General features: G+C 66.7%; 9 protein-coding genes and 1 pseudogene. 5 read left to right on the top strand and 5 right to left on the bottom strand.

What is annotated here, in order from left to right:
* Nucleotides 1–95: 95 nt before the first annotated feature.
* The 4 genes and pseudogenes from AB0B45_RS50980 to AB0B45_RS50965 form a co-directional block, all read left to right on the top strand.
* Nucleotides 96–293, top strand: a pseudogene (locus tag AB0B45_RS50980) (IS3 family transposase); the annotation flags it as partial.
* A gap of 1,085 nt (nucleotides 294–1,378) precedes the next feature.
* Nucleotides 1,379–1,603 (top strand): tyrosine-protein phosphatase, encoded by a 225-nt coding sequence (locus AB0B45_RS50975; protein WP_358146220.1) that lies wholly within the window; start codon nucleotides 1,379–1,381, stop codon nucleotides 1,601–1,603.
* Nucleotides 1,604–1,748: 145 nt separating this feature from the next.
* On the top strand, nucleotides 1,749–3,110 hold the full coding sequence (locus tag AB0B45_RS50970; protein WP_358146218.1) for a DUF4158 domain-containing protein: 1,362 nt from the start codon (nucleotides 1,749–1,751) through the stop codon (nucleotides 3,108–3,110).
* Entirely contained in the window at nucleotides 3,043–4,602 is a 1,560-nt protein-coding gene (locus AB0B45_RS50965) for a Tn3 family transposase (protein WP_358146216.1), read from the top strand. The genes AB0B45_RS50970 and AB0B45_RS50965 overlap by 68 nt, the downstream gene beginning before the upstream one ends.
* 23 nt (nucleotides 4,603–4,625) lie before the next feature.
* Here AB0B45_RS50965 and AB0B45_RS50960 read toward each other — a convergent pair whose 3' ends face one another.
* The gene (locus AB0B45_RS50960; RefSeq protein WP_358146214.1) at nucleotides 4,626–5,306 is read right to left on the bottom strand and encodes a hypothetical protein; all 681 of its coding nucleotides are present in this window, start codon (nucleotides 5,304–5,306) and stop codon (nucleotides 4,626–4,628) included.
* Nucleotides 5,307–5,405: 99 nt separating this feature from the next.
* On the opposite strand from AB0B45_RS50960, the gene AB0B45_RS50955 reads away from it, so the two are divergent.
* Nucleotides 5,406–6,047, top strand: coding sequence for a helix-turn-helix domain-containing protein (locus AB0B45_RS50955; protein ID WP_358146213.1), 642 nt, complete (start codon nucleotides 5,406–5,408; stop codon nucleotides 6,045–6,047).
* 1,064 nt (nucleotides 6,048–7,111) lie between these two features.
* Here the strand turns inward: AB0B45_RS50955 and AB0B45_RS50950 are convergent.
* The 4 genes from AB0B45_RS50950 to AB0B45_RS50935 form a co-directional block, all read right to left on the bottom strand.
* Complete coding sequence (locus AB0B45_RS50950) at nucleotides 7,112–7,375, bottom strand: hypothetical protein (protein WP_358146211.1); 264 nt, start codon at nucleotides 7,373–7,375, stop codon at nucleotides 7,112–7,114.
* A 46-nt stretch (nucleotides 7,376–7,421) separates the two neighbouring features.
* Nucleotides 7,422–8,180 (bottom strand): hypothetical protein, encoded by a 759-nt coding sequence (locus AB0B45_RS50945; protein ID WP_358146210.1) that lies wholly within the window; start codon nucleotides 8,178–8,180, stop codon nucleotides 7,422–7,424.
* Nucleotides 8,181–8,319: 139 nt separating this feature from the next.
* Complete coding sequence (locus AB0B45_RS50940) at nucleotides 8,320–8,499, bottom strand: hypothetical protein (RefSeq protein ID WP_358146208.1); 180 nt, start codon at nucleotides 8,497–8,499, stop codon at nucleotides 8,320–8,322.
* 233 nt (nucleotides 8,500–8,732) lie between these two features.
* Nucleotides 8,733–8,924 carry a hypothetical protein gene (locus AB0B45_RS50935; RefSeq protein WP_358146206.1) on the bottom strand — a complete coding sequence of 64 codons (192 nt, stop codon included), beginning with the start codon at nucleotides 8,922–8,924 and terminating at the stop codon, nucleotides 8,733–8,735.
* Nucleotides 8,925–9,303: the final 379 nt, after the last annotated feature.

Below are 9,303 nucleotides of genomic sequence, written 5' to 3'. Positions count from 1 at the left end.
CAGCACACCCGGACCCGCCTATTGGCGGTAACGCTACAAATCCCCTCGATCACACTGCGGCATCACGGGCAGAGGCTCGCGTAACGCACTCTCAGTGCTGGGATAGCGCTCTGGCCGAGTCGTTCTTCGCGACGTTGAAGGGTGAGCTGCCGACAGAGCGTCCCTGGCAGAGTCGGGCCGCCGCCCGCAGCGCGATCTTCGAATTCATCGAGAGCTGGTACAACCTGCATAGGCTGCACAGCAGCCTCGGCTACGTTAGTCCAGCTGCCTACGAGGCCGCCCTCGCGGCTTGACCACCACACCGACGGTGTCCGTCAAAGCGGAACAAGCTCAATCCGATCGACGACGAACTCGTGGACTCTGTTGCCATCTTGCGGGTCGATCACGACTCTGACGACGAAGAATTCCCAGTCCCTGCCCATGTGCTTCCACTTGAGCGTGAAATTGCGGCCGCGACTGTCGCGGCCCCAGTCGATCAGGGCCAGTATGGCTCCAGGCTCTACGACCGGCGGCCAGACGATCGTGCCCCGTCCGAACTGCTGTCTCGGCGCCCATGTTGCGCCATTGGTCTTTCAGGCGAGGTTCGCTTGTGCGTCTCATATATACGGGCACCCCCTTTCACCTGGGCAAATGCGACTTGATGGCGGCTTTCGGCGCGCCTACTGCTGCGAGCTGCCCCCTGCCACGGCAAGCCGTCAGGGCGTCGCCGCCCCAGCCTTCCGGCGGGGATTACCGTGTCCCGGTGTGGGTCACTCGACCCCAAGCGCCGATGATCGAGAGGTCTGAACTGCGTCATCGGGCGGCGACGTGCTCGCTTCGGCCTGGCGGGCGGCCGGAACAGTGGATGCCGTGAACAGTGAACACGCATTGCGGATCGCGCTGGTGGAGCGGCTCCTCAGGGACGCTACAGGATGTTCTAGAACACTCAAGTTGAGGATGAGGACGTGACGGTGTAAGAAGGCCCCGGCAGCGTGGGCGGACGGGGTCTTGATGTGCGAGTTGGCGGCTTGGTGTGCGGCTTGTCGCTGGTGGTGTGTCGAGAGCGGATAGGAGGGCGGCGGTGAGTGGGCTGCCGATAAACCTGCAGCGGTATTGGTTGGCACGCATATAACATTCCGTTGTGCCGCCCCAACCATCTGTCGATCAGATTTCCGCCGGCGGTGGAACACTCTCGGTGACGAGACGACCGAAGCTGAGGGCACTCCCGGGTTTGGAGTCGCTGGGCGTAACTCACGTGGTGACACTGTTGTCCCAGCACGAAGGCGCCGTGCAGCTTGGCTCTGTTGTCAAGTCCGTCGGCCTGCAGTGGATATGGATCCCCCTCCCCAGCGCCGGCCCTCCGCCCCCTACCAGTGATCAGCGGCTAGGGGTGGCCCTCATGCAGGTGAGCTCCATATTGCGCGACGGCGGCCATGTGCTGGTCCACTGCTCTGCGGGGATCCATCGAACCGGAATGTTCGCTTATGCACTGCTTCGGTTCACCGGCATGACCGCCGACGAAGCAGTGCTGTCCCTGGAACAGCTGAGCGCCGTCATAGCAGCGGAAGTCGGAGATCATCGGCTCGCCTGGGCTGACCGCCTCTACGCGACATGGCGTGGTTGATCAGGGCCGGTCTGCATGGCATCCGTTCTTAAGGGATCTTTCTCTGATCGTCGGACGTCGGTGATCGTGCGCGGCCAGTATTGAACAGGATTCGTGGGGTTTGCGGCGGCTTGGCTTGCCGCTTCGTGAGAGAGCCGGATGCCGCGTGGGGCGTGTGCTGGACGAGGACGAGCTCGTCGGGAACTGGACGCTGGTCGGGGACGAGCTGGATCAGCTGTCGGGACGGCGAGGCGCGACGAAACTCGGGTTCGCACTGCTGCTGCGGTTCTATGCGATGCACGGCCGGTTCCCGACGGGCCGCGCCGAACTCCCCGATCAGGCCGTCGCCTACGTCTCCCGCTTGGTGGACGTTCCCGCGTCCGAGCTGGGGTTGTATGAGTTGGTCGGCCGGACGATCAAGGATCACCGCAAAGACGTTCGGAAGTACTTCGGGTTCCGGGAGTGCTCGCTCGTGGACTCGGACAAGGCCGCGGACTGGCTGGCGGTGCAGGTGTGCGACAAGGAGCGGCAGGTCGACCGGGTCCGCGCCGAGCTGCTGGCGCATCTGCGGGATGAGCGGATCGAGCCGCCGGCCCGCGACCGGATCCGGCGGATCATCGGGTCGGCGCTGCGGCAGGCTGAGCAGACGCAGACCGCCCGGATCTCCAGTCGGATCCCGGCCGAAGCGATCCCACGGCTCCTGGCATTGGTGGCCAAGAGCGCCGACCCTGGCGACGACGCCGAGCTTGAGGCTGAGGACGACAGGGCGTTGTTCGGCGCGGCGGAGGCGGCCGGGGTGGATGTGTTCGCGGTGATCCGAGAGGAGCCGGGGAACGTGAGCGTGAAGACGATCGAGCGGGAGGTGGTCAAGCTGACCGCGATCCGCAAGGTCGGCCTGCCGGACGACCTGTTTGCCGACGTCGCGCCGAAGGTGCTGGCGGCCTGGCGGGCCCGGGTCGCGGCCGAGGCCCCGTCCCACCTGCGGTCCCACCCGCACGACGTCAAGGTGACTCTGCTGGCCGCCTACCTGCACTGCCGGGCCCGCGAGATCACCGACGCCCTCGTCGACCTGCTCATCTCCACGGTGCACCGCATCAACGCCCGCGCCGACACGAAGGTCACCAGTGATTTCGTGGCGGAGCTGAAGCGGGTGTCGGGCAAGGAGAACATCCTGTTCAAGATGACCGAGGCGGCGTTGGAGTCGCCGGAGTCTCGTGTGGAGGACGTGATCTATCCGGCGGTACCGGGCGGCTACAAGCCGCTGGTCCAGCTGCTGCATGAGTACAAGGCCAAGGGGACTTCCTACCGGCAGCACAAGCAGCGGGTGTTCAAGGCCTCCTACACCAACCACTACCGGACTGGGCTGATCCAGATCCTGGAGGTGCTGGAGTTCGGGTCGACGAACACGGTGCACGCGCCGATGATGCAGGCCCTCACCCTGATCAAGCGGTACAAGGCCGATGTCCAACCGGATCAAGTGCTATGCCCTCGGCGAGAACGTGCCGGTGGAGGGGATTGTCCCTGCTGAGCTGGTGGAGTTGATGTACCGGGCGGACAGCAAGAAGCGACAGCGGATCCTGCGCAGCGTGTATGAGTGCGGGGTGTTCCAGACGCTCCGGGAGAAGCTGCGGTGCAAGGAGGTCTGGGTGGTCGGCGCCGACCGGTGGCGCAACCCCGATGACGACCTGCCGAAGGACTTCGAGGACAGGCGGGCCGGGAACTACGCCAAGCTCCGCAAGCCCCTGGACCCGCAGGTGTTCGTCGACCAGCTCCGCTCGGAGATGGACACCGAGCTGTCGGCGCTGAACGACGCCCTGGGCGGCAAGGGCCTGGCCTGGCTGAAGATCGCCGAACGCAGAAACACGGGCGCGATCCAGCTGACCTCGCTGGACGCCGCCCCCGAACCGCGGAACCTGCGCCGGCTGAAGTCGGCGATCCGGGACCGGTGGGGCGTCGTGCCGTTGATGGACACGCTCACCGAGACCTGCCTGCGCACCGGCTGCTTGAACGTCTTCACCCCGGCCGGAACCCAGAACCACCTGGACGCCCAGGTACTGTTCGAACGGCTCCTGCTGCTGATCTACGCCTACGGCACCGGGACGGGGATCCGCGCGGTCGCCGCTGGCGACCACCCTCATACCGAGGACGACCTGCGGTACGTACGCCGCCGGTACCTGACCGTCGAGGCATGCCGCGAGGTCGCCCGGATCATCGCCAACGCCACCTTCGCCGTCCGGCAGACCACCCTGTGGGGCGAGGGCACCACCGCGGTGGCCTCGGACTCCACCCACTTCTCCGCGTTCGATCAGAACATCTTCACCGAATGGCACTCCCGCTACCGGAGGGCGAAGCGCGGCGTCTTGATCTACTGGACGGTCGAGGTCGGCGGGTCGATGGCCGTGCACAGCCAGCTGATCAGCTGTTCCGCCTCCGAGGTCCACGCGATGGTAGAGGGGGCGATGCGGCACAGCACCGACATGGAGATCGAGCAAAACTTCGTCGACTCCCACGGCGCTTCGTTCGTCGGGTTCGGGATCACGAGGCTGCTGGGCTTCGACCTAATCGCCCGGTTCAAACAGATCAACAAGATGAAGCTGTACGTACCCGGCCGGGGTGAGGACTTCTCCTACCCGCTGCTCGGCCCGGCGCTGACCAGGCCGATCCGATGGGACATCATCGCCCAGAACTACGACCTGATGATGAAGTACGCCACGGCCATCCGGCTCGGGACCGCGTCCACCGAGGCCGTCGCGGATGCCCTTGAGGACCAGGAAGCCCTCACCGTCGCCGGAGGGCCAGCCCGGCAGGCCGAAGTTCGGCGCGGACGTCTCGGGGGTCAGAACGTAGGACACGCCGATGTAGAGGATGAACAGGGCACCGGCGGTGGCCAGGACTGTGTTGATGTTCTTCAGCGACATTGTCCTGCTCCTTGTGAGGTTCGGGTTCGTGTGAGAGTCGGTGCGGTCAGCCGTGGACGCGGCGGATGCGGTGGGCGTAGCGGCGTCGGCCGACGCCGATGACGTGCCAGATGTCGCTCGCCAGCTCAGGCAGGGGCGGTACTCGTTCGGTCGTTGGTGAGTGTCCGGGCCGGGGTGTCGGGGTTTTGTCGGATCAGGACGATGCCGTACGCAACGATCCAGACGACCCACATCAGCCAGCCAACGAGGCCGAGAAGCCCCAGGAGACCGCCGTTGTCGATGACCCAGTGGGCGAAGGTGGCCGAGGCGAACTGCAGCGCTGCGGCAAGCAGCCCCAGGGCACCGTGCCAGGGCCGGATCAGGCCGGTGCGCAGGCCGCCGACGGACAGGCCGAGGAGGGCGAGCGCCAGAAAGGTTCCGTTGAGGGTGAACACCGCATCGTGCAACGCCCAGAGGCCCGTGGTCGCGGAGCGGTCGTGCGGGGCGGTCGAGGTGAGGGCGAGGCGGGCAGCGACGACCCCAGCGAAGGTGGCGTTCTGAAGGGCCAGACCGGCGAGTCCGAGCAGCGACCACGCCTCGCCCCGTTCGCGCTCGGAGTGCCACAGCGCGGCGAGCGCGCCGGCGCCGAAGAAGGTGGCCAGGATCCAGGCGGCGGGCGTGAGTGCGGATCCGACGCCGACGGCGAGGCCCTCGGTGGCGAAGAACGCGGTGACCTCGCCGATTTCGGCGCCGGTGAGCGGCAGGCCGGCGGGCACCATGATCACGTTGGCGAGGACGATCATGGCGGCGAAGCCGATGGCGGCCATGCCGCCGATCCGGGAGAAGCCCATGGTGGTCGACTTGGATTTAAATATCATATATTGATTATAAGGTGCGTAAAACCTAGAGAGGGCAAGGGGCAAGGAATGGACGCAGAGCAGGGCCGACGTCGCTATGACTCGCTGCGCCGGACGACGCAGGCGCTGGAGACCCGAGCCGAGATCGCCCGCGCCGCCCGCCAGCTCTTCGACTCCCGGGGCTGGGCGGACACGACCGTGCGCGAGGTGGCGCGCGAGGCCGGGGTCTCCGTGCCCACGGTCTACGCGACATACGGGAACAAGACCGGGCTGACCCGCGCCGTGGCCGATTCGGCCGACCTGTCCGCCGACGCGCCGCAGATGCTCGCGGAACTGGAGGCCGCGGCGGCGGACCCCGAGCGCCAGCTCGCGGCGATGGCCGCCTACGACCGGCGGCTGTTCGAGCGCGCGGGCGACGTCATCCTGCTGGTCCGCGAAGCGGGCCGCAGCGAACCCGAGCTCGCCACGGTCTACGGCGACGGCCGCAAACGGGGCGACGAAACCCGGGTTCAGGTCTTCTCGTCCTGGCCGTCCGGCACCCTTCGAACCGGCCTGGACCTACAGACTGCAGTCGACGTCTACGCGGCCATCTGCAACATCGACGTCTACACCACCCTCACCACCGAACGCGGCTGGACCCCCGACCGCATTGAGGAGTGGTGGGGGCAGGCACTGGTCCGCGAACTCCTGAGCCAGACGCGACGAGCATGAAGAAGATCACAGGGGTTCAGCCAAGGTGAGCCCAAAAGCCGCCACGCGGTGATCTTGGAGGCGTGAGAGCCGACCGCAGGCTCGCCCGGGTGCGGCGACGGTGGATCAGGGCGAGCCTACGGCCTGCGGAAACGCAGCAGAAAGGGCCTCGCCGGTAGCGGCAGGGCCCTTCGTCGTTGGTGGACGGCACTCCGCCCTGGCACGGGCTCCGCGAGGTCCGTACCGGGGCGGGCGTAGATCACATGGTGTCGGCGCTGCGGCAAGGCAGAGGGGGCTTACGTAATGCGCAAATCAATCGCGCCGTATGGGGTGGGCAGGTAAATGTAGCCGCTGTAGTCATCGTGCGGGTCCGCCGGGCGCGCTGCGTAATCTCCCCTCACTGGCCGACCTGCTGTCGGCCCGCACGAATCCTCTCATAACAAATCGTAACCGTACGATCACTGGCCGCAGTATCGCGCCCGATCCATAGCAAAGCGAACACATCCCGTGATCTTCACCCGGAAGAGCGCGACCCCAGGGCCACGCGCCGTCCTGCGGTCGAGGGCGAACCCAGCGCCCAGCGGTAGGCCGCAACGGGGCCCAGGCCCCCAAGATCACCGCGTGGCGGCTTTTGGGCTCACCTTGGCTGGACCCCCGTACGCCCGGCCAAGCGACCCGACAGGCACGGCGGCGCAGGCCTGCACCGCTACGGTGGCGCCCATCGCCGCCGGACACCGAGGGAAAGATCGCCCGTGAGCGCCGCCGTGAACACCGTCACCGTGGGCACCGTCCACCAGCTGAAGGTCACCTTGCGCGGGGTTCACCCGCCGGTCTGGCGGCAAAGTAGGTCGATCGTTGCAGGTCAGAGGCGTGTTCCGGACGGCGCGGAGGCTGGGGTTTCGGCGGCGGGAGGGTGGTGCTGAGATGTGGCCGAATCCGCTCAGAGAACATGACCCATGCGCTGACCTGCGGCTATGCCACTTCAGAAACCGGACAGAATCAAGGTTCTGAGTTGTCGGCGCTAGTTGGCGGCTGGGGACGCCTTCGGGAGGAGGACGCCGTATAGCAGCTCCTGGAGATAGTCCTCATCGCCGAGACGAGGGCGACGCCACCAGGGCGGCTCGGCGAACGGGTCCCCGCTCGCGTTCGAGCTCGAGGTGCTGCTCGCGGAAGGCGGCGTATTGCGGGGAGCGGCCGCACCAGATGACCGACAGCAGCAGGGTGGCCTCGGCTTCGGTGAGCGGCTGGTGGTAGTCGGCGGCGCTGTGGATGGCCTGCTGCTGGGCGCGGCTGAGCGTCCGGGGTTCGGGTCGCTGGCGGCGTACAGCGCAGATACCCCAGCCGGGCACAGCCAGGCTGGTACGACTGAGCCTTCCGCAGGCGACCAGTCACCCGTCAGCTGGTGAAACGTCCCTCACGGGTGTACTTGCAAGCCCCACTGAGGCAGTTAGGGCTGGACCCCCAGCCGTCGTCATAGGTGACCTTGCGGTGGAGCTTGATCTTGCCCTTGACCTCTTCCGCCTGAAGCCCAGGGCCGACCTTCTCCTCCGCCTGCCTCCACCAACTGGTGCCGTTCCAGTAGTACAGCCGGTGCCGGGCCCACAGGTAACTCGGCGAGCCCACCGGCAGGCAGTTGAAGATGAAGCTCTCCGCGCGACGCTCCTTGAAACCGCCGAAGTCGAGGGTGGTGTACGACTTGGGAGCCAGGCCGGCCTGGGCGTTGTCGTGCCAAAGGTGCCAGCCCCAGTGTTCGGCGGTGCACGAGGCGGAGAGCACGGCGCCGGCCGGAGCGGTCAGGCCGCGTACGGTGACCGGCTCGCTGGTGATCCGCCGCCGCTGCAGCTCGGCGGGGAGGTCGGTGCCGTGGTCATCGACGAGGCGCTGGGGCACTGGCACGTCGGGCGGGGTGATCTCCAGGTAGGTCTGCAGGTAGCTGTTGCTCCGCTCCCAGGCGATGAGCGGCGCGCGGCCGATGATCCCGAGCTGGGACATCCCCACTTCGTTGGAGGGCTGGCTGTCGGAGAAGCTCACGGTGAGACCGGTCGTGTATTCGATGTGCGCCAGGGGGATCTCCCGGTCGCTCTCCTCGGGTTCGGCCGCGGCCGGGGAGGAGGCGAGCACCATCGTGGCGGCGATAGCTGCGATTAACCTCATGTCACTCCTTGCGGTTGGGGTTGCCCACGCAGACACATTAGGAACCGATCTTTCAGTGGCCTTAAAGTGGCCTTAAACATGAGCTCAGCGCATGCCTCAGCGCGCCGGCGCCGGATCGGATTGTCTGTCGGGTCTGTCACTACTGACGTCTTCTGTGCTTGGCGGCCTCGCGCTCGAGGCGCGCCAGGCCGCCCGGGTAGGCGTCACCGAGGTCGGCCACGGCCTGGACGAGCGCGGTGTAGAGCTTGGCGTGGTGCCAGTGCTGGCGGCCCAACTCGTCCTCGCGCACTTGCCAGACCAGCTCTTCGAGATGGGCCACCTCAGCACTCACTCTTGATCTTGGGAACACTCTGAACTGCAACGATCGACCTACTTTGGGGCTGGGGACGCCTTCGGGAGGAGGACGCCGAAGAGTGCGCCTCCTCGACCCTCTACTCCCAAAGGCGTCCCCAGCCGCCAGGTAGCGGAGTGATCACCCATGAGCGTTTCCGCAGGTCAGCGCCGCATGAGCGGACTGCTCACACCGGACAGAACGAATGATGCACTGTAGTGTTACTCATCAGTAACCTCGTCGGTTGGGCCGTCCCCCGCCGCCTCCGGGCCGACGTCGCCGGGAGGATCGAGCGGCCGCAGAATCCAGAGCATGACGGCCAGCACCACGGGCCTGGGGACGATCTCGCCCCAGGAGGCACCGGCCGCCCACTGCACGAGGACGCCGACCCAGCACGATGAGTGCAGCCTCAACGGCCAGCCGTACCCGCCGTTCCCATCTCGACTCGATCGGCGAGCTACTCATGCGGGCTCCTTCGCTGGCCGAAGCGGCTCGGCGTGAACGTCTGGCCCCGATGACACACGATGCGCGCTGTCGGGTCTACTGCTGGGTGGCGTCGTCGGCCGGTCGGCCGCGGCGGCCTGGTGGTCCCGGGCACCGGCGCCGATGGCGCCAGCCAGCTTGGTCAGACGATTCTGTGTCCTATCTAGTGGATGGCGGAGGGCGTGGTCTGGCGGCGCGCTCCGGGTTTCCGCATGTCAGAGTGCGTTACGCGAGCTGATGTCCCTTTCGTCGTTGCGGTTGGATTAGGTCTACTGGTCGGCGATCCACCGTTCGGTCTACGGGCGCGGC

This window comes from Nonomuraea sp. NPDC049152, from assembly GCF_040648355.1.
Taxonomy (GTDB): Bacteria; Actinomycetota; Actinomycetes; order Streptosporangiales; family Streptosporangiaceae; genus Nonomuraea.
Note: the sequence above shows the minus strand (reverse complement) of the source record. Positions and strands in the feature narration are given on the sequence as shown.